This is a genomic window from Bacillus sp. BACIII, from assembly GCF_057836745.1.
Genome location: NZ_CM174437.1, coordinates 1,985,797 through 2,010,057, shown reverse-complemented (window position 1 = coordinate 2,010,057; position 24,261 = coordinate 1,985,797). Strand labels below are relative to the sequence as shown.

Here is a 24,261-nt window from a genome sequence, read left to right as displayed (position 1 = left end):
AGCTCATCAGTTCTGTGCCTGTCCCGGGTCAACGAAAAAAAGGCGGCCTCACCGCCAAAGTTTTTCCGGAGCGGTAATGGACCGTTCTGATAAATATGACGCGTATTCAAAATTTCTCCGTTTTGTGAGGTAATCGACTGATCTCAGCTTCGGATGCGAGAAAATGCTCCGCCCGGGGCGGGAGTTGGCCTCAAACATCCAAACTTTCCCCGCCTCATCAACGCCGAGGTCAAAGCCGATTTCGCCGATAAAGCCTTCAATATGTTCATTTAACACACGGCTGACCGCCAAGGCGGCTTTCGAAAGCTTCCGGATCATGCCGACTCTCTCTTTCGGATCGCCGTATAATTCAGCTAACGTTCTGACTTCCCCGCCGTTTGCCAGATGCGTTGTAATGCTGTTTCTGCCGGAAATTTTTGCTGCGATCGCCGTCACTGTCCATTTTCCCTCGGCATTTTTGTTCGTATGCACCCTGAAATCGACGGGACGCCCGTCAAGCCGGATCAGATCAATGCCTTGCTGCAATAAAAAAGCGGACGGGTCATTGTTTTCTTCAAATGATTTCATGAAGGATGCCGCATCTGCATAATCTGCCGTCACCACCGTTTTTTCTTCATTCGTGTATTTGACTGAGAAGCCGGCGTCTGTTTTTTCCAGCTTGTAAATTCCCGTTCCGAGTGTGCCGTCTGCAGGCTTGATAAATACGGTGTCAAACGTGCTGCATAACGTCTCTATCGCTTCTGCATTCGGCTGCAGGATTGTTTTTGGCAGGAGAGAAGCCGTGAGACTGTTTTTTTCCAGAAGCTTGTGAATGTCCCATTTATTAAAGAATTGCGGATTAAACCAGGGAATCTGATAGTCATTCATCAGCCTATATTTTGTCTGCTGTAAAAGAGGAACTTTTTCCGTTTTTCGGCTCGGGAGCCTGTCATATACAACATTCGGAAGCGGGACGTCCGCCCGTTTCCAGCTGTTTTCTTTATAAATCAGCGCCTGGACTGTGCCTTCTTCCCAGTTGATTTGATGTGCCCCGAAAACGAAACAATATCCGTTCGCCTGCTCGTGAAGGGAGAGCAGCTTGGTAAAGAAGGATGTGCGGTCTCTGAACGGGCGCTGCGTCGATGATGTGAACCCTGCTGTAAAAACGCCGATCAGCGGTCCGATATGCACCGTCTGGCCGTGGATGAGAAAATCAGCCCGGCTTTTATGCGGTATCATCAGCTCCTCAAATAAGTCTTCAGAAAGGAGCGCGCTTTTTTCAAGAGATTGAGAAAAGGCTACACGGCATTTGACAACCTTGGTCCCGAAGGCAGCGGATAAAATCCCTTCCCGTTTCATGGCGGAGGGGAGATACAGCGTATTTTTGCTTTTTTTATCGATGCCGACCATCATCCCTTTATGATTCACGCGGAAGTGCTCCTTTCCGGCTTTCCTGTGACTGAAGATCGCGGAAGCGTTTCAGCGGACTGGTGTACAAATCCTCTTTCGCCTCGGGAGCCACGCTTAAAATGGCGTTCCGTCCCGGTTTTGAATTGACATCCAAAAGCCAGATGCGCCCGTCTTTGGCATAACAAATATCGAGCCCCAGCTCAAACAGCGGTCCGAATTGTTCATCAAGAAAATAAGGGACGGACTGGGTGATCGAAAAGACATCATCCAATAAAACGGCCTGCTGCTTTTTCGGAATTTCTTCAAACCACGTGTCAAATTTAATCGGTTCGGACCCTCCCCGCAAATGAGATAAAAGACCGTTCTGATAACCTCTTCGGATCGCTTTTCCGACCGTTTCCCAAGCTCCTGACTCATTTTTGCGCATGAAAATGCGGATGTCGCACGGGTGCTGTTCCTTATCCTGAATATTTAAGTAGGCTTGAAGCAAATAACGGTGCTGCAGCACTTTTTTGCACCAGGACTTAAAAGACACGTGGTTGGAAAACGTTTTTGTTTGCTTGTTTTTCCCGATATAGTAAGTGGCTGAAATTGATTTTTTCCCTGCTTTAAGGAGGATGATGCCTCTTCCTCCCGCGCCGAAAGCGGGCTTAAGTATACATGCTTTTTCTTTCGCTAAGTATGATTGCACCTCTTCATAGCGGCTGACTTCGACCGTTTCAGGAATATAGGGACTGATCAGATGATGCTCTTGGAGCGCATTCGTAACCGTCCATTTATCAGGAAGCCCGCGGCCGATAAATTCCGTTTTCGGATATTTTTTCAGCCATTCGACGATCGGTTTGGCTTTTTGAGCTTCAGCAGATTTTCCGTAAAAACAGCGATCGTAAATAAATTCGGGAATATCAATTTCCGTTTCGTTCCATTTTCCGCTTTTCGGATGATACACGAGCGCTTTTACGCGTAAAGAATCCGGATAAATATCAAACGGTGTAAAGCGGGCAAAGCGCACATTGTATTGAGGCGCTCTTTCAGCCAGTTCACCGGCGAAATCTTCTTCGTGCCGGCGGGATACGGACATAAAACCGAGTGTTGTCATGTTGTTACTCCCCCTTTATTCAAAAGCCGCTGATGAAACGGCCCTTCCATCCAATAGACATGTTAAGCGCAGCATAAAAGATGATCTACTGTAAAGAGTACGAAACAGCATCTTGCCTTATTCCTGAGAAACAACAATTCAGGTTCTTCATTTGCCCGCATTCACGCCAGCCTCTATAATACGAATAGATATATCATCTAGAAAAATAGAACATAAGATGGAGGCAGAAGAAAAGGAATGGGCATAGCAGGAACGTTTATATTTATGATTGTGATCGGAGCCGCGATCGGCGCGGTGACAAATCACCTTGCCATTCAGATGTTATTTCGTCCGTACCGTCCGTATTACCTGTTCGGAAAACGGATTCCGTTTACTCCGGGGCTGATCCCGAAAAGACGGGACGAATTGGCAAAACAGATGGGGCTCATGGTGACGAACCATCTGTTAACTCCGGAAGGCATAAAAAAGCGGCTTTTGTCAGATACCGTTAAAAACCAGGCGCTTGTGTTCGCCGAACAATTCACGCAAAAAATGACCGCTTCCGATATGACGGTGCAGGAAGCTCTGGCCGCTGCAGGCATCCGGAATCCGCAGGAAAAGACGGATGCCTGGATTGACCGTTTTACAGATGAAAAGCTTTCGGAACTGTACCGGAAATATGAACACCGCGCCATAAAGGACTGGCTTCCTGATGAGCTGCAGAAAAAGCTGGATGAAAAAGTTCCGATGGCCGCCGATTATATCCTGAAGCGGAGCATTGATTATTTTGAAAGTGAAGAAGGCAAAGACAGACTCGGCAATATGATTGACGACTTTTTGAATGCACGGGGGATGCTCGGCAGCATGGTGCAGATGTTCCTCGGCAATTCAAGTCTGGCCGGCCGTGTGATGCCTGAGCTGTTAAAGTTTTTGCACAATGAGGAAACAAAAAAGCTTCTGACTGATCTGCTTTCTCAAGAATGGGGCAAGCTCAAATCTTATACACTTTATGAGGCCGACGAAAAGTGGAATGCGAAAGAGCTGCTGTTCAGCCTGAAAAAACGGGCTTTGGCCGCGCTTCAAACCGCACCCTTTTTTGAGGGACGGCTCGGTGACATCATCTCCCGCTATGAAGGGGAGATTACGGGAACGTATGCGCCGAAGCTGCTTGATGCAGCGCTCGGCAGTATTGCCGCTCATTTGGAAGATGTGCTCAAACGCCTTCGTCTTGAGGAAGTGGTCAAAGAGCAGGTTGATCAGTTTCCGGTTGAGCGGCTGGAGGAAATGGTGCTGTCGATTTCCAAGAAAGAATTTAAGATGATTACGTATTTAGGCGGTCTGCTCGGCGGGATCATCGGAGCAATCCAAGCTTTGTTTGTCATTCTTTTCTAAGGAAAACATCGGCCGAGGATGAAAGTCGCTCCGCAGTCTGTTATAGTGGAGTGGTATGTCTGAAAGGAAGAAAGGAGCGGTTACAATGGCAGTTCATTTTTATGATGCAGCATATGATCTTGAAAAAGCTTTGCGTAACAGTGATGAATACAGCCGTTTAAGAGGGCTTTATGATCAAGTAAACGCAGATGAATCCGCAAAACGCATGTTTGATAATTTCCGCAATGTACAGCTGCAGCTGCAGCAGAAACAGATGTCAGGTGAAGAAATCACTCAGGAAGAGGTAGAGCAGGCGCAAAAAACGGTTGCTCTTGTACAGCAGCATGAACTGATTTCTCAGCTGATGGAAGCGGAACAGCGCATGAGCATGCTGATCGGCGAGTTAAACAAAATTATCATGAAACCTCTTGAAGAGCTTTACGGAAACCCGCAATAAGCTTCACCCCCCTCCATCTATGAAATGGAGGGGGTTATTTATTCAACAGAAAAATCAAGCGAATCTTTTACCATTCCGTTAATGATGACAGACAGAGTGTGAATTCCCCGATAATGCTTGCGGGTGGTTAAATCTTTAAGGGAATGATGTTTGCTGAAGGCTTTTACGTCTCCGTTATCCATGGCGGACTCCGACATCTTAAACACCTTGCGGCTGCGGTGCCCCCTTTTCTTTACAAAATCAATCGCGTATTCAACCCTGACTTTTTGCCGGGCGGATGAGCGGATCTGAAAAGAAAAATGTATGCTTGTTCCGATGGCGGCCGTTTCCGAATTCAGTGTAAACCGTTCCAATGAAATCCGGGAGGCGTCTTCAAACCCGAAAATCGCAAGCGCCTGTTTGTCTCCTCTTTTTAACAGTGTCCTGCAGGCGTGCTTCAAAATCCAATCCGTGTGCGGACAGCTTCCGAACCGATCGGCTGCGATCTGTGCCAGAAGATCCGGATGTGTTTTGGAGATGTCATTCAGGTTATTCGCCACGCTTTTTCTGACATATAACGAGTCATCCTGCATCAAGCGGTCCAGAACAGGGAGAATCGGAGAAGGGTCGTCAAGAAGAGCCGGAATGGAGATTCCCCACGGCAGGCGCGGTCTTGAGCCTTCGCTGGCAAGCCTTCTGACATGTTCGTCCGGATGCTCCGTCCAGGAAAGGAACTCTTTGAACATCCGCTCCCGGTCAAGCTTGATATACGGGCGGACCGCAAATTCGGAAGTGGAAAAACGAGTGAAAAACTGAAGCGCCTTCATTGATTCTTCCCAGTGATCCGTTCCGTACTGTTGGACATAATCGGGAAAAATAATCCCGGCGAGCCCTGTGAAATGGGGAGCTGTCTCATATAAGACGTCAAGCGCCCGTATGTAATCCTTCGGCAGTGTTTCATATAAAGAGTCTGTGATCCGGCGCATCCGCTGTTTTAATGCCAGTTCGGGCCAATCTTCCTGAAACATCAGCGCCCGGCACATGTCCCGCTCAAAAGCCGGATGCGCCGATTTGATTCTGTTCAGAAGTGCTTCTGCAAATTCTTCGTTATAAATATCTTTTAATAGAGACATGACAGTCACCGCTTTTTTTCTTTTATTATATGCGAATATATGTTCTCTTTCAACTTTATCATACATTCATCATAGATGTCCCTCTGATTTTTTTAGTTAAAAAAACCCTTGTCTTTTAACAGTAAACGTGTGATAATAACCCTGAAAGCGCCTACACTTACAGATGGTCCAAGGATACGGTCGTCTATACTGCCTGTTATGTTAAGGGGTAGCAACAGAGAGTAAGTGAAACGAGCGCATCAACGGTCAAATAAGGGGTTCCTGATATAGAAATACACATTGGGGAGAAGGCAGCAAATCGATCGTATCCCACAAAATGACAGTTCGAAGTCTGCTTGAGGCAGGCTTTTTTGCTGCTGAGAAAAGGTTGTTCTAAACAAAGAGACAGGGTCATATCCTAATGACAAGTACAGTCATCAAGGAGGGGGACTTCTCTGTGTCAAAACAAATGCTGGCGTTAAATATAGACGGAGCGCTTCTTCGCTCCAACGGCAAAATGCATCAGACGACAAAGGATGCCATCGAATACGTCAAGAAAAAAGGGATTTACGTCACACTGGTCACAAACCGCCATTTTCGCTCCGCTCAAAAAGTAGCGAAAATATTAAAACTGAATGCAAAATTGGTTACCCACAGCGGCGCATACATTTCCGAAAAAATAGATGAGCCGTTTTTCGAAAAGAAAATATCGGAAGATCACACGTTTAATATTGTCCAGGTGCTGGAAAGCTATCCATGCAATATCCGGCTTCTGCACGAAAAATATTCGATCGGAAACAAGAAGAAAGTGAACTCCAATCTGGTCGGGAAAACGATGATTCATCCGTCTGACCCGATTTTTTACCCGGTTCAGTTTGTCGAATCATTAAGCGATTTGCTCCTTGATGAACCGGTTTCCGCGCCCGTCATTGAGGTGTATGCTGAAAACGGATTGCAGGCTGACATAACAGATACGATCGTGAAAGCATTCCCGGCCGTGGACGTGATCCGCGTTAACGAAGAAAAGCTGAACATCGTGCCTAAAGGGGTTTCAAAAGAAAGCGGACTTTCGATGGTCGCGGCTGAACTCGGGCTATCAATGGAAGAGGTGGTGGCTATCGGTCATCAGGAAGATGATCTGCCGATGATCGAGCTGGCAGGCCTCGGTGTCGCGATGGGGAATTCCTCCAATGAATTAAAAAGAAAAGCGGATTGGGTGACAAGGTCAAATGATGAACAGGGCGTCGCCTATATGATCAAGGAATACTTCCGCATGCAGCACCGCAAAGGATTTCTCGATAAGTTCCACATGAAACGGCCGTAATAAAGAGCCGCAGACGCGAAACGCCGGTCTGCGGCTTTTTCGCGGATTGATTTTAGCCTGTTCTTTCTGTACACTAAAGAAAGTTTTGAATCTGAAAAATAAGGTGATCACATTGCAAATAAAAATAGACGGCATAACGGATGACAGGCTGCATCGTCCGCTGCAAAACATCGCGAATTTATTTTTTGAGGAGTGTGTTCTTGCATACGCCGAAACGGAGGAACCCTCTGATCTCGTCATCTCACTTGCCATTTCTCAAGATGCAGACAGCGTGTCAGTATCGGGAGAAATCAAAGGAACCGGCGAAAGGGAGCATCACACGAAACCGATTCTTGCCGGATGGAGCGGCAAAGAAGTATTTAAACAGGTGAAAAACACGCTGTCATACGTCTATTTAAATCTTCTTCAATCGCATACGGGCATGACGCAAAAATGGGGAATCCTGACCGGAATCAGGCCTACTAAACTTCTTCATAAAAAGCTGCAAAGCGGCCTGACAAAAGAAGAGGCGCATGCCGATCTGAAAAAAGATTATCTGATCCATGATGAAAAAATCAATCTGATGCAGGAGATTGTCGACCGCCAGCTTGCCGCGGTTCCCGATCTGTACCGGGTCAAAGATGAAGTCAGCATTTATATCGGTATTCCGTTCTGCCCGACGAAGTGCGCCTACTGCACGTTTCCGGCTTATGCCATCCAAGGGCAGGCAGGCAGAGTCGGCTCCTTTTTATGGGGGCTTCACTATGAAATGCAAAAAATCGGTGAATGGCTGAAACAGCATGATATCAAAGTGACGACCATTTATTTCGGAGGCGGTACGCCGACAAGCATTACCGCTGAAGAAATGGACCTTTTATATGAAGAAATGGTCCGTTCTTTCCCGGATGTCGCAAATATCAGAGAGATTACCGTTGAAGCGGGCCGTCCCGACACGATTACGGAGGAAAAGCTTGCCGTTTTAAATAAGTATAAGATTGACAGAATCAGCATCAATCCGCAGTCTTATGAAAACGAAACGCTTAAGGCCATCGGCAGACATCATACAGTCGAAGAAACCATTGAAAAGTACCGCCTTTCCCGCAAACACGGCATGAATAACATCAATATGGATTTGATCATCGGCCTGCCGGGAGAAGGGACGGGTGAGTTCAGGCACAGTCTTGATGAAACGGAAAAGCTGATGCCTGAATCTTTGACCGTTCACACGCTTTCTTTCAAACGGGCGTCAGAAATGACGAGAAACAAGCATAAATATAAAGTTGCCGACAGGCAGGAAGTGTCCCGCATGATGGATGACGCCGTCCGCTGGACAAAAGAGCACGGCTATAAACCGTACTACCTGTACCGGCAGAAAAACATTCTCGGAAATCTTGAAAATGTCGGCTACTCCTTCCCGGGTCAGGAGAGCATCTACAACATTATGATTATGGAAGAAGTGCAGACGATTATCGGTATCGGCTGCGGCGCGGCAAGCAAATTCATTCATCCGGAAACCGGAAAAATCACGCACTTCGCCAATCCGAAAGACCCGAAATCATATAATGACCGATTCGAGCATTATACAGAAGAGAAAATCAAATACTTAGATGAGATGTTCGTCAAATCCGCTTTGTAATATGAAAAACGGCACGGAATCAGCGTGCCGTTTTTTTATGTTTATCCGTATGTGAAAACGGGAAAAAGATCATCAGACTGTAATTCGTAAGAGGTGTTATTATGTATGATGTCATAGGAGCGGGAATCGGGCCGTTTAATTTAGGGCTTGCCGCTTTGTTAGAGGATATACCCGAAACAGACGCTCTTTTTTTCGATAAAAAGACAGAATTTGCGTGGCATCCGGGCCTGTTAATTAAAGGAACGGATTTACAGGTGGCGTTTTTGGCGGACCTGGTCACGCTTGCCAATCCGAAAAGCCGCTACACATTTTTGAACTTTCTCCATGAACATGACCGGCTTTACCGGTTTTATACGTTTAACGAATTTGATATTCCAAGACGGGAATTTAACGACTATTTGAGCTGGGCGGCTTCCGAAATCAAATCATGCCGGTTCGGCTCAGAGGTAATCGGCGTGAAAAATGCCGGCAGCCATTATGAAGTCAGCGTCAAGAACATTGAGGACGGAAGCATCAGCGTGTATCAAACGAAGCATTTCGTCATGGGAACGGGTTCTGAGCCGCTTATTCCAGCAGAGATTGATGACGGGGCGCGTCAGGACACGATGGTCAGCACGGAATATTTGTTCCGGAAAGACGAACTCGCCGGCGCCGAATCAATTACAGTAGTCGGCTCCGGACAGAGCGCAGCGGAGATCTTTTCTGATTTATTGCATGATGAACAATACCGCCGCTGCCGGCTGCAATGGGTGACACGCTCCGCCGGATTTCGAGAATTGGAAACCGCCAAGCTCGGACAGGAAATGTTTACACCCGATTATGTGGAATATTTTAACCGCCTGCCTTTTCAGGAACGGCTGAATACACTGCCTGAGCTGGAAGGACTGCGCCACGGCATTGATTCTGACACACTTGCTGACATTTACGATGCCCTGTACCACAGGTCGATCAGCGGAGGCTCGCCTGATGTCTATATTCAGCCGATGGCGGAGCTTAAAAAAATTGAAAAGAAAAACGGCCGTTGCGCACTGAGCTTTCATCAATGGCAGATGGATGAAACCTTTACGGCCGATTCAGAAAAAGTGATTTTGGCGACCGGCTTCAAGCCGCATATTCCGGATTGGTTTTCGGCCATTTCTCCCGATATTGAATGGGAGGATGAGAAACGGTTTAAAGTGACGGCCGATTCCCGCCTCGTCTTTAAGGACAATAGGCGGCATCATTTCTTCACATTAACGAATCTTGACCACGCCCACGGAACAGGGGCTACGAATTTGAAGCTGTCTGTTTACAGAAATCAAAAAATCATTAATACCATTCTGGGAAAAGAGCATTTCTCCATTAATAAAAAAACGGCTTTTCAGCAATTTCTTCCCGCGCGAAAAAACTGACCCCTTTAGTAAGGGGTCAGTTTTTTTATGATTTCTGTAGCGTCTTTTCAGGCTTTTTCCATTTGAAAACGCTGTTCAACAGGAGATATATCCGCTTCGATTCTTTCGTGAGCAAAGGGCCGAAGATGGCCAGTATCAAAACATACAAGGCGGCGAAGGGTTTTAGTGAGGCGGACAGACCGCCGGCGATGCCGAGATTCGCTACGATGATGGAGAATTCGCCGCGGGAGACGATGGTCAGCCCGATGTTAGACGATGCTTTATGAGAAAGCCCCGCCCGGCGCCCGGCAATCATGCCGGCGATAAAATTTCCGGCAATCGTCAGCAAAATGGCGCCGAGGGCAAGCCATACCGCATCTCCGAGTGAAAACGGATCAATGCTCAGTCCGAAGCTGAAGAAAAACATGGCCCCGAAAAAGTCACGGAACGGCACGACAAGATGCTCAATCCTGTCAGAATGAGCCGTCTCCGAAAAGACGAGTCCGAGTAAAAGCGCACCGATTGCTTCAGCGACATGAATCGTTTCGGAAAAGCCGGCAATGAAAAAGAGCGCGGCGAAAATGACAATGACAAATACCTCGTTTGAACGGATATCAAGCAGTTTGTTCAGAAGAGGCGGCAATTTTCTCGCGGCAATGAAAAACAGCAGCATGTATCCGAAAGCGATCACGATTGACAGCAGCGCGCCCCCGACAGACGTCGCGTCTCCCAATACAAGCCCGGAAACGACGGATAAGTAAACCGCCAGAAAGATATCCTCAAACATAATGATGCCGAGAATCAGCTCCGTTTCCGGATTGGCTGTGCGCTTTAAGTCGACAAGCACTTTTGCGACAATGGCGCTTGATGATATCGTGATGACACCGGCCAATACAAGCACTTCCAAAAAGGAAAAGCCCGTGATAAAGCCGTATATCAGTCCTAAGCTGAAATTAATCAGAATATAAATCGTTCCGCCGGCGGCAATGGAACGTCCGGATTTGACTAATTTTCCGACCGAGAATTCAAGCCCGAGGTAAAAGAGGAGGAACAGGACGCCCATCCGTCCGAAAAAATCAATCACTTCCCGGCTTTCGATAAATGTCAGGTCAATGATGCCCGCTTGGGGCGCGTGCGGCCCGACAAGCATTCCTAAAATAATCAGGAAGGGAATAATCGAAAATTTAATTTTATTGGCGATGACACTTGCAATGGCCACGAGAACTAGCGCCGTACCGACTTCAAATACGAGATGATCCATAAACAGATCACACTCCGTCTCTGGAGAGAAAGTCTTGGATCAGTTTCTTCAAATGCTTTCTTTCACCTGAGAGGACGAGTGTATCGTTTGCTTCAAGGAGCGAATCAGCGCCCGGGTTTAAAAACTTTTTCTGGTTATGCTTAATGATGGCGATGACCGTTACGTCGTAGTTTTGGCGCACATCCAGTTCGCCGAGCGTCCGCCCTGCCGCTTTTGCCCCTTTTTCAACTTTAAACCATTCGATAATCAGATCGCTGAACGCCATTTCAATCGATTCAAGCGCCTGCGGTTTGTACACCATCCCGCCGATAATCGCGGCAATCTGTCTTGCTTCCGCATCATCAAGAGAAATGCTTGCCAGAAGCTCATCAGGGTCGCGGTCATCAAATCTGTATATTTCCCGCCTGCCGTCGTCATGAATGATGATCGTCATTTTTTCATGGTTTCTCGTTTCGATTTCGAATTTTTTCCCGATGCCGGGCAGATCGTTTTCCTTAATATTCATAAAAAATCCCTCCGGAATAGACTGTTTTTACACCGTAAATACAGACTGGCAATGAGAAATGGTCTGATGCCGGAGGTAATTTGACTGGTATTGTATCGGAATGGCGCATGTCCTTTCCAGTGTGGAATCAATGAATTGATCAAGAGGTTTGACAGATAACAGGGTGACCATTCGGGATAACGCACCGTACCCTTTTGACAAGCCGTGCGGAGCGGTTTTGGCAGGGGCCGGCGTCTTTGCCGAGTCCGTTTCCTGCGGGTAAACCGAAATTTGAACGTGGCTGTCTGTTTCTGTCACCAATTGGGAAGGAAGGGCGACATCCGAAGGGGGGAACAGCACCATAAAAAAGCTCAATAAAAAGCTGAGTATCACATATTTCATGATCGGCGTTCCTCCCCCCTTTTTGTTTTGTATGTCAATTTCACTATATAAAAATGTATGTTCATTTTCAAATGATATGCATTTTTCGGTATCTGTTGACCTTGAAAAATAAAGGAGTTTCGCTTCGGCGGAAGGAATATATCATTTGAACAAAATATGTAAGCGGATACAAGGAGGGTGTAAACATGCAGTATATTCGATATGAAGAAAAGGGAAAGATGGCAGAGATTGTGCTGAACCGGCCTGGCAGTTACAATGCGCTCAATGAACAAATGCTCCGGGAATTGGAGAATGCATGCGTGATGGCAGCTGACAGCGAGGCGCTTATCGTCCTTTTGCGGGGGGAAGGCAGGGGATTTTCCGCGGGCGGTGATATTCAGATGATGACATCGAATCATGATCCAGAAGAATATGAACGGCTCATGAAAATGATCGAATCCATTACACTGACGCTCTATGATATGAAAAAAATTGTGATAGCCGCCATCCACGGAGCCGCGGCGGGGCTCGGGCTGAGTTTCGCGCTGTGTGCCGACGTGGTTCTCGCCGAAGAAAACGCCCGCCTCGCGATGAATTTCATCGGCATCGGACTGGTTCCCGACGGAGGAGGCCATTATTTATTAATGAGACGCGTCGGTGAGATTGAAGCGAAAAAACTGATTTGGAGCGGCGAAAAATTGCCGGCTGAAAAAGCGGTGGAGCTCAAGCTTGCCGACGGGCTGTTCAGCGGCGGCCCTGCGGCAGGGGCAAAGCCGTATATCGACCGGTTGTTACATGCGCCGCTGGCAGCAATGATTGAAACGAAGGCTATTTATCAAAGCCTTCATATCAGCCGGTTAAAAGACGTTTTGTCTCTTGAACGAAAGGCCCAGGAAAATATGAGAAAAACGGATGATCATAAAGAGGGCATCCGCGCCTTTTTAGAAAAACGGACGCCGCAATTTAACCGGTAACATACAGAAGCCGGAAAGCTTCTGTTATCTGTGGAATAAAATCAGCTTTCCGGCTTCATTTACCAAACGATGAGTAGTGTTCTCGAACTTTTTTTCCTTTAACAAAGCCTCTCCGGCAGCCTTTGCCTCCGCCTCGTTGTCTGCTTCGATCCGTTCATCCAGCAGTGTTTCTCCCGACGCATGGAATGCAGTCAATACATATTGTCCCATCACGTCACCTCCTTTATAGAATGATATTCTCATAAAGAATTTAAAATCCTCCATTAATTTTTACCCATTATTAGTATATAATGGGTCAAGGAAGGAGTTGGATTCGTGCTTACAATTGAAAACGTAACGAAAAGATTCGGCAGCTTTACCGCTGTTGACAATTTGAACCTGCAAATACCTGAAAGGGAAATGTTCGGGCTCCTCGGCGCAAACGGCGCGGGAAAAACGACAACCTTTCGGATGATTTTGGGGCTTTTAAGCCTGACTGACGGGCAGATCAGCTGGAAAGGGAAGCCGGTCAATTATTCTATTAGCGAAAAAATCGGCTATCTCCCGGAAGAGCGGGGGCTGTATCCGAAAGTGAAGGTCAGTGACCAGCTTGTCTATCTTGCGAGATTAAAAGGAATGAGCAAAAAAGAGGCGGAAAAAGAGCTCATGACATGGCTCGAGCGGTTCGGCATTACAGATTACAAGAATAAGAAAGTCGAAGAGCTGTCAAAAGGAAACCAGCAAAAAATCCAGTTTATTTCCGCCGTCCTGCATAAGCCTGAACTGCTGATTCTCGATGAGCCTTTCAGCGGTCTTGATCCGGTGAATGTCGAACTGCTGAAAGAAGCGGTTATTTCTTTGAAAAACAGCGGCGTTTCCATCGTTTTTTCAAGCCACCGAATGGAGCATGTAGAAGAGCTTTGCGAGAATTTGTGCATTCTCCAGAAGGGAAAACCCGTCGTTCAAGGCAATCTGAAAGACATTAAGCGGTCTTTCGGCAAAAAAAATGTCACCGTTCATTCAGATGATGATCTCAGCTTTTTAAAAACGCATGAAGGTGTCGTGAAATGGAAGGAAACAAATGACGGGATCAGATTGCAGGTCGCGAATGAACCGGTTTCCCAGGATATTTTCCGGGCGCTGCAAGGGAAAGGTTTTATACGGAAGTTTGAATTAGAAGAGCCGTCACTGCATGATATTTTTATAGAAAAGGTGGGGGCCGTTTATGAATAAATTCTGGATTATGCTGTTTCATACATATAAAAACAAAATCTCGACAAAGTCATTCATTATTTCGACCGCCATTACCGTGTTATTAGTATTAGCGGTGACCAACCTGCAATCGATTATTTCCGTGTTTCAATCGGATGACGGCAAGCAGCAGATCGCGGTGATTGATGAAACGGGCGGGCTGTACCCGGCGTTTGCAAAACAGCTTAAAGCGGCAGATACAGACAATGATCTGCAGGCGATGGAGACGAAGGAGTCCGAAAAAGATGCCGTAAAGCGTGTCAAAGACGGTGAATGGGACGGGCTTTTTATCATCAGACAAGATCAAAAAGGAACGATAACAGGAGCCTACAAGGCGCTGACCATTTCTGATGAATCAGCGTATAAACTTCTCAAGCAGGCTTTAACCCAAACAAAAACCGCTGTTGAAACCGCCAAGCTCGGCATTTCGGCAGAAAAAGTCAGCAGCCTCTATACTCCGCCTGAAGTCAGCAAAGACGCGCTGGAAAAAGGGGCAAAATCTGAGGAAGAGCTCGGTCAGGTGATGGGGCTTGTATACATCATGCTGTTTGTCATCTACTTCTCGGTTATCATGTACGCAAGTATGATTGCGATGGAAGTGGCGACGGAAAAATCGTCACGGGTCATGGAAATTTTAATTTCAAGCATGCCGCCGATTCAGCAGATGTTTGCTAAACTGTTCGGTATCGCGCTTGTCGGGATCACACAGTTTGCGGTGCTGCTTGCGGCGGGTTTTCTCTCACTGAAGCTGAACCCTCAAAATGATGAGTCGTCGCCGATCAGTGCATTTCTCAATTTTACGGATGTTCCCGTCTCGACGATTGTCTATGCCGTCATTTTCTATCTGCTCGGCTATTTTCTTTACGCGACGCTTGCCGCGTTTCTCGGCAGTGTTGTCAGCCGGATAGAGGACGTTCAGCAGACGATTCAGCCGATGGTATTTTTAATCGTGGCAGGTTTTATGATCGCCATGTTCGGACTTGGCAATCCTGATGCGGGTTTTATTACCGTTACATCTTACATTCCGTTTTTCACGCCGATGATTATGTTTTTACGCGTGGGGATGCTCGATATCCCGTTTTGGCAGGCGGCGGCCGGAATCGCCCTGACACTGGTCACTATCGTGATCTTTGCAGCGGTCGGCGCGAAAATTTACAAAGGCGGCGTTTTGATTTACGGAAATGCCGGCGGATTCAAAGCGATCAAACAAGCGCTGCGCATCTCCAAAAAATAAGTGAAACAGCCCGGGACAGCCGGGCTGTTTTTTTATCGTGCAGAACGTGCATTCGCATGAAAACGATGCTAGAATAAGGGTAATTCAACCTACAGAAAGGGGAGGGCGAGATGGCTGATCTGACGTTTATTCATGCCGCTGACCTGCATCTGGACAGCCCGTTTTACGGCATTTCGCATCTGCCTGAACCGGTATATGCGCGTATTAAAGAAAGCACATTTCACAGCGTCCGCCGTCTTACCGACGGGGCGCTCCGGGAGCAGGCAGATTTCATGCTGCTTTCGGGAGATCTGTTTGATGAAGCCAACAGAAGTTTAAAAGCCCAGCTGTTTTTGAGAAAGCAGTTTACCAGATTACAGGAAGCGGATATCCAAGTGTTCGTCATATTCGGCAACCATGATCATTTGGGCGGTGAGTGGACACCGATTGAATGGCCGGAAAATGTACATATCTTCACTTCGGATACACCGGAGGAAAAATCCTTCTTTAAAAACGGAGAGCTCGCGGCAAGCATATACGGATGCAGCTATCAGGAAAGAAGCGTAACGGACAATCAGGCAGCCCGTTACCGGAAAATGACCGGCGCGCCTTATCATATCGGCATGCTCCACGGCATGTTATCAGGAGCGGAGGGACATGACCCGTACTGTCCGTTTACGAAAGAAGACCTTGAAAAAAGCGGCATGGATTATTGGGCGCTCGGACACATTCATAAGCGGCAGGTTCTGTCCGCTCAGCATCCCGCCGCCATTTATCCAGGAAATATTCAGGCCCGCCATTTAAAAGAAACCGGGCCTAAGGGATATTATCTCGTCCGGGCGGCAGACGGTGAGATGTCTTGGGAATTCAAAGAAGCGCACGATGTCTTATGGGAGGAAATTGATCTTGATATTTCCAAAGCCGAGCATATGACCTCACTGATGAAAACGGCATCGGATATGTTCACCGGCTTGCGTGCCGCGGGCCGCCCGGCATGTGTCAGACTGGTGCTCCGCGGCGAGGCGCCCCGCTTTTGGGCGGAGGCGCCCGCAGGCATTGCGGAGGAGCTTCTTTCCGCTTTACAGGAGGAAGAGGCTGAAGAGGAATGTTTCATCTGGCCGCTTGCGATTGAGGATCGGACGGATGAAACAGACACCGTGCCGCCGGACCCGTTTTTTAAAGGGCTTCTTCAGGACATAGAACAATGCGCGGACATGAATGGTGTATTCGAAGCGCTCGAGCGTCATCCCGTATACCGGCGGCAGATGACTTTATTTACAGATGAAGAGATACTGGACATTAAACGGCAGGCTCAAGCCGTTTTAAAGCGCCAGCTGAAGGAGCTTCAGCGATGAAAATAACGAAGATGCTGATTTACCAGTACGGGAAATTTTCCAATCGAAGCTTCCAGCTGTCAGATTCGCCCGTCCAAGTGATTTACGGCTTAAACGAAGCGGGCAAAACGACATTGATGTCCTTTATCAAAAGCGTACTGTTCGGTTTTCCGAAATCAAAAAAATACGAACCGAAAAACGGCGGGGTGTACGGCGGCGTTGTGGAACTGAAGCATAACGATTACGGCGCTGTTAAAATTGAACGCACAAAAGGCGCTACCGAAAAAGTCAGAGTGTATTTGCCTTCAGGTGAAATCAAGGACGGAGAATGGCTCAAACAGCTGCTTTTCGGTACGGATCGGGCGCTGTACGAAGCAATCTATTCGTTTGATGTATTCGGACTGCAGGAGATTCAAGCCTTTAACCGGGACAAAATCGGCGAGTTTCTCCTGTTTTCCAGCTTATTCGGATCTGAAGCGGCGGCAAAGCTTGACGGCAGACTGGCGAAAGAGCTCGACAGAATGTATAAGCCGAACGGACGGAACCCCCGTTTAAATCAGGAATTAGATACGTTAAAGCGGCTCAGCGCCCGGCTGAAACAGGCGGAAGCTGCGGAAGCGGACTATCACAGCCTTCTGGAAGAGAAAAAAAGCGCCGGCGGCCGTCTGCAGGATGCCGAAGCACAATTGAAAGATGTAACTGAAGAAATCAAAACAGTAAAAGCTGCGATAGAAGCAAAGCCGCTTGCAGACAAAAAAACAGCGTTGGAAGGCGAACTTTCTTCTTATCCGGAAGCATTGGAGCAATTCCCGAAGGATGGAATGCATCAGCTCGAAAAATACGAATCGCATCTCCATCCGAAAGCGGCCCGGCTTGAGGGGCTTCGGGCAAAAACGGCTGAAATCAGGCGGCAGGCTGAGCTGCTCGCGCCAAATGAGGACCTGCTGCAAAAAGAACGGCAGCTGCAGGAGCTTTCGGGCGAGCAGCATATGTACGAATCACGCGGCGAACAGCTTGCCGCCATCCAATCACAAATCAGGCAGATATCGGCCCGAGTTTCTTCAGGGTTACAGCAGCTCGGCGGCAGGCATGAGGAAGACGGCATTCTTTCGCTGAACACCGATTATGAATATGAATGGCGGCTGCAAGAAGCCGTGCAGAGCGCCGGACAGGCAAGAGAAAGAAAAAAACAGCTTGATGCGATTTTCGAACAAGCGCGTCTGGAGCTGGAAGACGCCGAACGAAAGCATGCCGTAACGGCGGAAAACATCTTGGCTCCCGCCGTCAGGCAAGAAAAAGAAGCCGCTTTACAATCATATAAGCAAATGGCTGATACTGAAGGAAACGAATGGCAGGCGCATGTTCAGCAGCTGGAAAAACAGCGCGCCAAACAAAAAAAGCTCTTTCTCGGTGCGGGCATTGTGTTCATTGCGATTTTCGCTGTGTTAAAGGAATGGCTGCCCGCCGCCCTTTTTACCGGCGCTTTGATGCTGTATATGCTGTCTGGCATACAGAAGCCGCTGCCGTCAGAAAGAAGAGGTGCCCATCACAAAAAGCAGCAGCCGCCGATCTCAAAAGAAGAGGCTGACATTCTGCAGGAAGAGCTTTGGCGTGACGGCCGGCACCGCCAGCAGCTGATTGCGGACCAAGCCGTGCTTGAACAGAAAGAAGCGGCATATGAAAGAGTCATCCGCCAATATGAAGAATGGGAGGCCGAAATGGCGCCGTCTGAAAAACAGGCGGAACATTTTATGAAGGAACTGGGGTTTTCGGGCAGCCCGTCCCATCTTCTTGACGCATATCATGTGATGAAAGATGTCAAAAAAGAAATTCTTAACAAGCATGAACTGACCATTGAAGCGGGCCGGCTCCAAAAACTGCAAAGATCATTTGAGGAACGGGTCAAAAAGCTGAGTCCTTCAGACGGCCGGGAGCTGTCCGTAAAAGAAAGATTGCGTTCTTTGCTGGCGCAGGCGGAACGGGCCCGTGAGGACGCAAAACGAAAGCAGGCTCTCGAAACGGATCTGCTGCATGCCCAAGAGCAAATGCGCGAATTAAACGAAGAAGTTCATTACTACGAACAGCAGGTAAAACAGCTTTTTATGGCGGCAGGCGCAAAAAACCGCGGACACTTCTGTGAGCTCGCCAGGCTGAATGAAAACCGCCGGGAAACAGAGAGGCAGCTGCGCGAAATCGATACGCACTTGTCCGGCATAGGCCAAAAACAGCTGGCGCCGTACATGAGCCGTACAGTGACCCAACTTGAACATACACTCGCTCAGAAGGAAAAAGAGAAAGAAACACTCGAGGAAAAAAGCGCGCATCTCCGTGAGCAGATCGCTTTATTAACGGTGAAGCAAGAGCAGCTGGAGTCCTCGGGGCTTGTGTCCGATTTAAAACAGCAGACGGAAATGCAGAAGGAACGCGTTAAAAAAACAGCTAAAGAGTGGGCCGCATTGCAGACGGTCAGACATGTGATCAGAGAAAAAATGGAGCGGCATAAAAAGGTGACGCTTCCCCGTCTGTTAGAAACCGCCGGCGCATTGTACGGACCGCTTACGGACGGACGCTATCACAAATTGTATTTCTCAGAGGCCGATGATTCCATTATGGTCATGCAGAAAGACGGTACGGTTTTTTCTGCAAGCGAGCTGTCACAGGCGGCATGCGAGCAGCTTTACGCGGCGATCCGTTTTGCCCTTGCGTCAGAACGGGAATCTGCGGTATCACTGCCGTTTTTACTCGATGACAGTTTTGTTCATTTTGACAGGCAGCGGCTGGAGCGGCTGTTTGATGTGCTGAATCAGCTTACAGAAGGCGGGCGGCAGATACTTTATTTCACCTGCCATGAGCATGTGAGCCGGTCATTTCACAACGGACAAGTCATGCGGCTCCTGTCATAAAAGAGTTTATTTTCAAAAAAGAGGTATGTGCTATACTGGTATTATGTAAGATATGGAGGGAGCTTTTAATAGAATGGCAAAAGGTATTATGCTGCACGAGGTCGGCGAGCAGGTCGATCAATACTTTCTGATTAAATCTTCGACTAAAGGAATCGCAAGCAACGGAAAACCATTTCTGACGTTAATGCTGCAGGACCAATCGGGGGATATCGAAGCGAAGCTGTGGGATGCCAAGCCGACTGATGAAGCAACATACGCGGCGCAGACGATCGTGAAGGTAATCGGAGATGTACATCACTATCGCGGACGAAACCAGCTTAAGCTCAGAAACATCCGGCCGGCCGGCGAAAATGAAAATGTCAGCATTGATGATTTTCTGGAAACGGCGCCGATTCCGAAAGATGAAATGATGGAGACCGTCACTCAATACATTTTTGAAATGAAAAATCCAAACATCCAGCGGATCACGAGACATCTGGTCAAAAAATATGCCGCTGAGTTTATGGATTACCCGGCGGCTGCTAAAAACCACCATGAGTTCGTCTCAGGGCTTGCGTATCATGTTGTGTCGATGCTGAACCTGGCAAAAGCGATTGCCGATCTGTATCCGTCTCTTGATCGGGATTTACTGTATGCGGGAGTCATCCTGCATGATCTCGGCAAAGTAAAAGAGCTTTCAGGCCCTGTTTCCACAACATACACCGTGGAAGGGAATCTGCTGGGACACATTTCAATCATGGTGACAGAGCTTTCAAAAGCAGCCGAAGAGCTTCAGATTGACGCTGAAGAAGTGCTGATTCTGAAGCATTTGATTTTAAGCCATCACGGAAAAGCGGAATGGGGAAGCCCGAAACCGCCGATGGTGAAAGAAGCGGAAATTCTGCACTACATTGACAATCTGGATGCAAAAATGATCATGATGGACAGAGCGCTTGAACGGGTGAAGCCGGGCGAATACACCGAGCGTGTATTTGCGCTTGAAAACCGTTCTTTCTACAAACCGACTTTCCATCAATAAGAAAAAAAGGCCGATCCTTTAGATCGGTCTTTTTTACGTTCAGCTCTCATAACTTGTCTTTATCAGGCATAGCTTAAAATAAAGACTTTGGGTAAAAAGGGAGGAAACAACGTGCTATTTTTTCCTTGGTGGGTATACCTTTGCATTATCGGGATTATTTTCAGCGCTTATAAGCTTTTTACGACAGCTAAAGAAGAGGAAAAGCTTGACCAGTCGTTTATTGAAAAAGAAGGAAGAGTGTATATTGAACGGATGGAGCAGGAACGCGAGCGCCGTATGGCGGCGCCCGAAAATGAAAACGGAGATGAAGAAGAAAATTCCAATCATTCGATCGCATAAAAAAACTGTGCGGCTCACGGAGAGCCTGCACAGTTTTTTTATTTAGATTGAGAAGATGCTGATGCTGAAGTGTTAAACGTGTCTTTTAAGTCTTTGTCTTCAACTTTTACGTCAGCTTTCTTCATGACTTTTTGAATCGCTGCCTGCACGGCTGAGTTGTCGTTTAATTTCTGTTTAAGAACTTCTTCTTTCAGTTCTTTTTTCATGTCATCATATTTGCCGCGTTCTTCCGTCTTTTTGATGATATGATAACCGAATTTTGTTTTAACCGGATCGCTGACTTGTCCGACTTTCAGGCCGAATGCAGCTTTGCTGAATGTTTCATCCATTGATTTTTTATCGAACCAGCCAAGGTCGCCGCCGTTGTCTTTTGAGCTGTCGGTTGAGTATTCTTTCGCAAGCGTTTCAAACTTCTCGCCTTTTTTCAGCTTTTTCTCCACTTCATCAGCTGTCTTTTTGTCAGCGACAAGGATGTGGCTCGCGCGGATTTTCCCTTTTAAGCCGTCGTAATATTCTTTCGTGTCGGAGTCAGTCACTTTGATGTTGTCTTTCGCCGCTTTTTGGGCAAGCAGTTCGTATTTCACCTGATCTTTCAGGTAATCTTCGCCGTACTGCTGTTTAAGGGCGCTGTACTGATCGCCAAGCTGCGTTTTATACTCTTTCAGCTTGTTATCAATGTCTTTGTCCGATACTTTGTATTTTTTGGCTAATACTTTTTCTTGTACGAGCTGTGTCAGCACACTTGCGCCCGCGGTTTTTTTCATGTTCGTGTAGAGCTCGCCTTTTGTTACATTGCCGGCATCCGTCTTGGCGATCACGTCGTTGTCGCCGCTGCTGCAAGCGCTGAGAGCCAGGACGCTCGTTGCCGTAATAGCTGCTATCGCGATTTTCTTCATTCCTTTAAACACTCCTAATCATCCAAATTAAATTGCATATGCGTATCATAACATATTGTGGCTTTCTGTAAAAAGATTTTAAATAAAGGGCATTCGTCTAGTCAAACTTTTTCCTGATACATACAAATATATTGATCATGAAAAGGAGGTAATGAACCATGGGCGGAGGATATTCAAACGGTTTTGCACTGCTCGTCGTATTGTTCATTTTGCTTGTCATTGTAGGTGCAGCTTACATTTGCTAAGCGAAACGGATCGCTTTTTCCAAAAGCGGTCCATTTTCTTACCCGGGCGCCTAATCGTTTCTGAAGTGAATTGCATATGATGTAATTGGAAAAATAAAACGTTTTGTAGGAGGTGCTTCTGGAGATGGGTGAAGTATTTGCAGGCGGTTTTGCGTTGTTGGTTGTTCTGTTCATCTTATTGATCATCATCGGCGCTTCTTGGATTTACTAAGAAAAAAAGATGGCTCCGCGTTAATCCGCCGGCAGCCATCTTTTTTTTGCCTGTTTACACAGTAAAGGAGATCTCGACGAACGAAGAGATCAGTAAAATTAAAATAGAAACATTAATAAAACGGAATACCTTATCCTGCCGGTCTTCAGGAATCTCTCTGACAAGGCATAATGTATTTGTGAGCCTGTTTATGAAATAAAGAATAAACAGGGCAGCCACGATAAAATAGAATAAAATGATGGGAGATTCCCCCTCTCTCTGAACTGCTCCCATATTACATTACCAAATATTTATTGAAAAAGATAGAATGTAAGCTGAAAAATCAGCGGGACATCAGGACTCCGGCACTTTTTTTACTAAAATATCAAAGCCGTCGGATTCCTGGTCAATCAGACATGATTTTGGCGCTTTGACCAGATGCAGCGTAAACAGAAGGTCAGGCAGGCAATAGCCCGCATGAATGCTCGAAATCATATAAAAGTAATGGGCGTGTCTCGGAAATGCCAAGCCTGCATAAAATAACACCGGCGTAATGAATAAAAACGGGCTGATCGTTGAAATCAGCATCGTTGTTTTCGGTATGCCTTTCCATGTCGGCATCCGCAAAAAGTACATTTTCATTTCCTTTTTTCTTTTTTTGCAAAACATCGGCAGGACATGTATGACTTTATGTACAAATAAAGTAACGACGAGCAGAACGCAAAAAGCTAATACATGCCCGTCACTTAAACTGATATTCGGACGAAGCAGCCCGAATGCCAAGAAGTTGCATATAAAAAACAGGATCATAAAACCTACAGCAGTCAATAATAAACGAACCGCACCATAATCTTTAATCAGATTAATGGTTTTCCAGCAATTCATCAGAGTCATCCTTCCGTACAAATATGGAATACAATCTCAAAATAATTTACTCTCTTCAGGAGAAAAAATCAATCCTTTTTTAAAGAAAAAAATAAACCTGGAAAGAGAAGAACAGAAGAGAGCGGTGAAACATGGAAATGTACGGTTTAACCTTTCTTCTCCATTCATTATCAGCTAAAATAAGATTAAAGATAGAAAGAAGTGAAACGGATGGATTCAATGGATCAGCGTATCGGGCGGTTAGAATATTACATACAATTGCTGGTGAAAACGGTGGATATGGATAAGTACCCTTTTTATGCGATGATGATTGAAAAAGGGCTGACCGAAGAGGAAGGTGAAGAGGTCGGGCGGATCTGCCGCGAATTGGAGGACGAGCTGGAGTCGCAAAAAGCGCAAGGCTTTGTGACGTTCGACAAGCTCCTTGCGCTTTTTGCGGGACAGCTGAACGAAAAATTAGATGTTCATGAAACGATTTTTGCTTTGTACGAGCAGGGGCTTTATACAGCGCTGATGGAAGAATTCATCGAGATTATGAAGCACTTTGATTAATTGCTGACCGGTTCCAGCTCTTCAGCCGTTTCATGGGCAGCCGATCCGCCCGTTTTTTTCTTCAGGCTTCCGTCTTCACTTTCAAAATCATTGTTTATGTTGGTCAATGATTTCTCGAATATCTCCATAAAATCTTCCCCGTAAATGTGGCGGATGACACAGGTCAATTCTTCCATCTCCGGGAACTTCCCGAATAAGTGGTAGAGCGGCTGTGAACCTTTAAACACCGCGTTTCTCGACGGGTCAAACTCCTCTAGCAGACTTTCAAATACTTTTTCCCCTTCTTCTGTTAACTGAATGTACGTGTTCCGCTTGTCATTCAGCCGCTTGGAAAAATTCAGATACCCGCGTTCTTCAAGTTTTTTTGAAAAATTAAATGCAGTTGATACGTGCATAACGCCGAATTTGGCGATTTCCGAAATAGAAGCTCCTTTAAGCTGATAAGCAATCCATAATATATGATGTTCATTAATATTAAGATCGTACGGCTTCAGCCAATTCTGCCAGTCTTTCTCGATAGATTTCCACAGCGCTTTGGACAGCTGCGCCATTTTTTGGGTATAGATTAAAGCTTCTTTTAAATCGTAAGGCGGTTCAACATGATTCAATACAGATCACCTGCTTCACATTTTCTTTTCCTCTATTATGCCAATAAAATAAA

Annotated in this window: 26 protein-coding genes; 15 read left to right on the top strand and 11 right to left on the bottom strand. The window is 46.7% G+C overall.

Annotated elements, in window-relative coordinates; genetic code table 11:
• Positions 1-48: 48 nt before the first annotated feature.
• Both ACXN9U_RS09615 and ACXN9U_RS09610 read right to left on the bottom strand, forming a co-directional pair.
• Entirely contained in the window at positions 49-1,407 is a 1,359-nt protein-coding gene (locus ACXN9U_RS09615; RefSeq protein WP_060963174.1) for a YheC/YheD family endospore coat-associated protein, read from the bottom strand.
• The gene (locus ACXN9U_RS09610) at positions 1,397-2,488 is read right to left on the bottom strand and encodes a YheC/YheD family endospore coat-associated protein (protein ID WP_060963173.1); all 1,092 of its coding nucleotides are present in this window, start codon (positions 2,486-2,488) and stop codon (positions 1,397-1,399) included. The genes ACXN9U_RS09615 and ACXN9U_RS09610 overlap by 11 nt, the downstream gene beginning before the upstream one ends.
• Positions 2,489-2,725: 237 nt before the next feature.
• Here ACXN9U_RS09610 and ACXN9U_RS09605 point away from each other — a divergent pair, with 237 nt between their 5' ends.
• Together ACXN9U_RS09605 and ACXN9U_RS09600 are read left to right on the top strand one after the other, a co-directional pair.
• Positions 2,726-3,859, top strand: a complete 1,134-nt coding sequence (locus ACXN9U_RS09605) for a DUF445 domain-containing protein (RefSeq protein WP_489201561.1) — start codon at positions 2,726-2,728, stop codon at positions 3,857-3,859.
• An 85-nt stretch (positions 3,860-3,944) separates the two neighbouring features.
• Complete coding sequence (locus tag ACXN9U_RS09600; protein ID WP_045927096.1) at positions 3,945-4,295, top strand: YlbF/YmcA family competence regulator; 351 nt, start codon at positions 3,945-3,947, stop codon at positions 4,293-4,295.
• A gap of 38 nt (positions 4,296-4,333) precedes the next feature.
• On the opposite strand, the gene ACXN9U_RS09595 is transcribed toward ACXN9U_RS09600, so the two are convergent.
• Entirely contained in the window at positions 4,334-5,473 is a 1,140-nt protein-coding gene (locus tag ACXN9U_RS09595) for a DNA alkylation repair protein (protein WP_489201560.1), read from the bottom strand.
• Between the two features lie 370 nt (positions 5,474-5,843).
• Between ACXN9U_RS09595 and ACXN9U_RS09590 the strand changes: the two genes are divergently transcribed.
• From ACXN9U_RS09590 to ACXN9U_RS09580, 3 genes are all read left to right on the top strand, one after another.
• On the top strand, positions 5,844-6,710 hold the full coding sequence (locus tag ACXN9U_RS09590) for a Cof-type HAD-IIB family hydrolase (protein ID WP_489201559.1): 867 nt from the start codon (positions 5,844-5,846) through the stop codon (positions 6,708-6,710).
• 112 nt (positions 6,711-6,822) lie between these two features.
• Complete coding sequence (locus ACXN9U_RS09585) at positions 6,823-8,325, top strand: coproporphyrinogen III oxidase (RefSeq protein ID WP_489201558.1); 1,503 nt, start codon at positions 6,823-6,825, stop codon at positions 8,323-8,325.
• Positions 8,326-8,426: 101 nt separating this feature from the next.
• Positions 8,427-9,716 (top strand): lysine N(6)-hydroxylase/L-ornithine N(5)-oxygenase family protein, encoded by a 1,290-nt coding sequence (locus tag ACXN9U_RS09580; RefSeq protein ID WP_489201557.1) that lies wholly within the window; start codon positions 8,427-8,429, stop codon positions 9,714-9,716.
• Between the two features lie 25 nt (positions 9,717-9,741).
• Here the strand turns inward: ACXN9U_RS09580 and ACXN9U_RS09575 are convergent, their stop codons facing one another.
• From ACXN9U_RS09575 to ACXN9U_RS09565, 3 genes are read right to left on the bottom strand one after another with little or no spacing between them, the layout of a single operon-like run.
• Entirely contained in the window at positions 9,742-10,956 is a 1,215-nt protein-coding gene (locus ACXN9U_RS09575) for a cation:proton antiporter (RefSeq protein WP_489201556.1), read from the bottom strand.
• A gap of 7 nt (positions 10,957-10,963) precedes the next feature.
• Positions 10,964-11,461 carry a cation:proton antiporter regulatory subunit gene (locus ACXN9U_RS09570; protein ID WP_014469990.1) on the bottom strand — a complete coding sequence of 166 codons (498 nt, stop codon included), beginning with the start codon at positions 11,459-11,461 and terminating at the stop codon, positions 10,964-10,966.
• Between the two features lie 27 nt (positions 11,462-11,488).
• A complete protein-coding gene (locus ACXN9U_RS09565; RefSeq protein WP_060963167.1) occupies positions 11,489-11,842 on the bottom strand; it encodes a hypothetical protein in 354 nt (117 codons plus the stop codon).
• Between the two features lie 185 nt (positions 11,843-12,027).
• Between ACXN9U_RS09565 and ACXN9U_RS09560 the strand changes: the two genes are divergently transcribed.
• A complete protein-coding gene (locus ACXN9U_RS09560) occupies positions 12,028-12,795 on the top strand; it encodes an enoyl-CoA hydratase (protein ID WP_060963166.1) in 768 nt (255 codons plus the stop codon).
• 24 nt (positions 12,796-12,819) lie between these two features.
• Here ACXN9U_RS09560 and ACXN9U_RS09555 read toward each other — a convergent pair whose 3' ends face one another.
• Entirely contained in the window at positions 12,820-13,005 is a 186-nt protein-coding gene (locus ACXN9U_RS09555; protein ID WP_060963165.1) for a YhzD family protein, read from the bottom strand.
• A 105-nt stretch (positions 13,006-13,110) separates the two neighbouring features.
• On the opposite strand from ACXN9U_RS09555, the gene ACXN9U_RS09550 reads away from it, so the two are divergent.
• The 6 genes from ACXN9U_RS09550 (at position 13,111) to ACXN9U_RS09525 (ending at position 20,832) form a co-directional block, all read left to right on the top strand.
• Positions 13,111-14,007: an ABC transporter ATP-binding protein gene (locus tag ACXN9U_RS09550; RefSeq protein WP_489201555.1), complete on the top strand. Its 897-nt coding sequence runs from the start codon at positions 13,111-13,113 to the stop codon at positions 14,005-14,007.
• Positions 14,000-15,259 (top strand): ABC transporter permease, encoded by a 1,260-nt coding sequence (locus ACXN9U_RS09545; RefSeq protein WP_489201554.1) that lies wholly within the window; start codon positions 14,000-14,002, stop codon positions 15,257-15,259. The genes ACXN9U_RS09550 and ACXN9U_RS09545 overlap by 8 nt, the downstream gene beginning before the upstream one ends.
• Positions 15,260-15,369: 110 nt before the next feature.
• Positions 15,370-16,593: a metallophosphoesterase family protein gene (locus ACXN9U_RS09540; protein ID WP_489201553.1), complete on the top strand. Its 1,224-nt coding sequence runs from the start codon at positions 15,370-15,372 to the stop codon at positions 16,591-16,593.
• Positions 16,590-19,475, top strand: coding sequence for an ATP-binding protein (locus tag ACXN9U_RS09535; protein ID WP_489201552.1), 2,886 nt, complete (start codon positions 16,590-16,592; stop codon positions 19,473-19,475). Before ACXN9U_RS09540 ends, ACXN9U_RS09535 begins: the two co-directional genes overlap by 4 nt.
• A gap of 73 nt (positions 19,476-19,548) precedes the next feature.
• A complete protein-coding gene (gene yhaM, locus ACXN9U_RS09530; RefSeq protein ID WP_489201551.1) occupies positions 19,549-20,493 on the top strand; it encodes a 3'-5' exoribonuclease YhaM in 945 nt (314 codons plus the stop codon).
• Between the two features lie 111 nt (positions 20,494-20,604).
• Positions 20,605-20,832 (top strand): sporulation YhaL family protein, encoded by a 228-nt coding sequence (locus tag ACXN9U_RS09525; protein WP_489201550.1) that lies wholly within the window; start codon positions 20,605-20,607, stop codon positions 20,830-20,832.
• Between the two features lie 38 nt (positions 20,833-20,870).
• On the opposite strand, the gene prsA is transcribed toward ACXN9U_RS09525, so the two are convergent.
• Positions 20,871-21,728, bottom strand: coding sequence for a peptidylprolyl isomerase PrsA (gene prsA, locus ACXN9U_RS09520; RefSeq protein WP_489201549.1), 858 nt, complete (start codon positions 21,726-21,728; stop codon positions 20,871-20,873).
• A gap of 158 nt (positions 21,729-21,886) precedes the next feature.
• On the opposite strand from prsA, the gene ACXN9U_RS09515 reads away from it, so the two are divergent.
• Complete coding sequence (locus ACXN9U_RS09515; RefSeq protein ID WP_016938346.1) at positions 21,887-21,973, top strand: YjcZ family sporulation protein; 87 nt, start codon at positions 21,887-21,889, stop codon at positions 21,971-21,973.
• A gap of 124 nt (positions 21,974-22,097) precedes the next feature.
• Positions 22,098-22,184: a sporulation protein YhzE2 gene (yhzE2, locus tag ACXN9U_RS09510; RefSeq protein WP_013351705.1), complete on the top strand. Its 87-nt coding sequence runs from the start codon at positions 22,098-22,100 to the stop codon at positions 22,182-22,184.
• Between the two features lie 54 nt (positions 22,185-22,238).
• On the opposite strand, the gene ACXN9U_RS09505 is transcribed toward yhzE2, so the two are convergent.
• Positions 22,239-22,457, bottom strand: coding sequence for a hypothetical protein (locus ACXN9U_RS09505; RefSeq protein WP_003155245.1), 219 nt, complete (start codon positions 22,455-22,457; stop codon positions 22,239-22,241).
• Positions 22,458-22,517: 60 nt separating this feature from the next.
• Complete coding sequence (locus tag ACXN9U_RS09500) at positions 22,518-23,048, bottom strand: DUF3267 domain-containing protein (protein WP_489201548.1); 531 nt, start codon at positions 23,046-23,048, stop codon at positions 22,518-22,520.
• A 210-nt stretch (positions 23,049-23,258) separates the two neighbouring features.
• Here ACXN9U_RS09500 and ACXN9U_RS09495 point away from each other — a divergent pair, with 210 nt between their 5' ends.
• Positions 23,259-23,600 (top strand): YhaI family protein, encoded by a 342-nt coding sequence (locus tag ACXN9U_RS09495; RefSeq protein WP_003155243.1) that lies wholly within the window; start codon positions 23,259-23,261, stop codon positions 23,598-23,600.
• On the opposite strand, the gene ACXN9U_RS09490 is transcribed toward ACXN9U_RS09495, so the two are convergent.
• Positions 23,597-24,208: an HTH-type transcriptional regulator Hpr gene (locus ACXN9U_RS09490; RefSeq protein WP_489201547.1), complete on the bottom strand. Its 612-nt coding sequence runs from the start codon at positions 24,206-24,208 to the stop codon at positions 23,597-23,599. The genes ACXN9U_RS09495 and ACXN9U_RS09490 overlap by 4 nt on opposite strands.
• Between the last annotated feature and the right edge of the window lie 53 nt (positions 24,209-24,261).

Bases quoted from the DNA above. Each gene is read 5' to 3' on its own strand.
- yhzE2 (WP_013351705.1), top strand. From the start codon at position 22,098: ATGGGTGAAGTATTTGCAGGCGGTTTTGCGTTGTTGGTTGTTCTGTTC.
- prsA (WP_489201549.1), bottom strand. From the start codon at position 21,728: ATGAAGAAAATCGCGATAGCAGCTATTACGGCAACGAGCGTCCTGGCT.
- ACXN9U_RS09555 (WP_060963165.1), bottom strand. From the start codon at position 13,005: ATGGGACAATATGTATTGACTGCATTCCATGCGTCGGGAGAAACACTG.
- ACXN9U_RS09565 (WP_060963167.1), bottom strand. From the start codon at position 11,842: ATGAAATATGTGATACTCAGCTTTTTATTGAGCTTTTTTATGGTGCTG.
- ACXN9U_RS09560 (WP_060963166.1), top strand. From the start codon at position 12,028: ATGCAGTATATTCGATATGAAGAAAAGGGAAAGATGGCAGAGATTGTG.
- ACXN9U_RS09505 (WP_003155245.1), bottom strand. From the start codon at position 22,457: ATGGGAGCAGTTCAGAGAGAGGGGGAATCTCCCATCATTTTATTCTAT.
- ACXN9U_RS09515 (WP_016938346.1), top strand. From the start codon at position 21,887: ATGGGCGGAGGATATTCAAACGGTTTTGCACTGCTCGTCGTATTGTTC.
- ACXN9U_RS09540 (WP_489201553.1), top strand. From the start codon at position 15,370: ATGGCTGATCTGACGTTTATTCATGCCGCTGACCTGCATCTGGACAGC.
- ACXN9U_RS09580 (WP_489201557.1), top strand. From the start codon at position 8,427: ATGTATGATGTCATAGGAGCGGGAATCGGGCCGTTTAATTTAGGGCTT.
- ACXN9U_RS09545 (WP_489201554.1), top strand. From the start codon at position 14,000: ATGAATAAATTCTGGATTATGCTGTTTCATACATATAAAAACAAAATC.
- ACXN9U_RS09535 (WP_489201552.1), top strand. From the start codon at position 16,590: ATGAAAATAACGAAGATGCTGATTTACCAGTACGGGAAATTTTCCAAT.
- ACXN9U_RS09570 (WP_014469990.1), bottom strand. From the start codon at position 11,461: ATGAATATTAAGGAAAACGATCTGCCCGGCATCGGGAAAAAATTCGAA.
- yhaM (WP_489201551.1), top strand. From the start codon at position 19,549: ATGGCAAAAGGTATTATGCTGCACGAGGTCGGCGAGCAGGTCGATCAA.
- ACXN9U_RS09595 (WP_489201560.1), bottom strand. From the start codon at position 5,473: ATGTATGATAAAGTTGAAAGAGAACATATATTCGCATATAATAAAAGA.
- ACXN9U_RS09610 (WP_060963173.1), bottom strand. From the start codon at position 2,488: ATGACAACACTCGGTTTTATGTCCGTATCCCGCCGGCACGAAGAAGAT.
- ACXN9U_RS09605 (WP_489201561.1), top strand. From the start codon at position 2,726: ATGGGCATAGCAGGAACGTTTATATTTATGATTGTGATCGGAGCCGCG.
- ACXN9U_RS09495 (WP_003155243.1), top strand. From the start codon at position 23,259: ATGGATTCAATGGATCAGCGTATCGGGCGGTTAGAATATTACATACAA.
- ACXN9U_RS09575 (WP_489201556.1), bottom strand. From the start codon at position 10,956: ATGGATCATCTCGTATTTGAAGTCGGTACGGCGCTAGTTCTCGTGGCC.
- ACXN9U_RS09600 (WP_045927096.1), top strand. From the start codon at position 3,945: ATGGCAGTTCATTTTTATGATGCAGCATATGATCTTGAAAAAGCTTTG.
- ACXN9U_RS09500 (WP_489201548.1), bottom strand. From the start codon at position 23,048: ATGAATTGCTGGAAAACCATTAATCTGATTAAAGATTATGGTGCGGTT.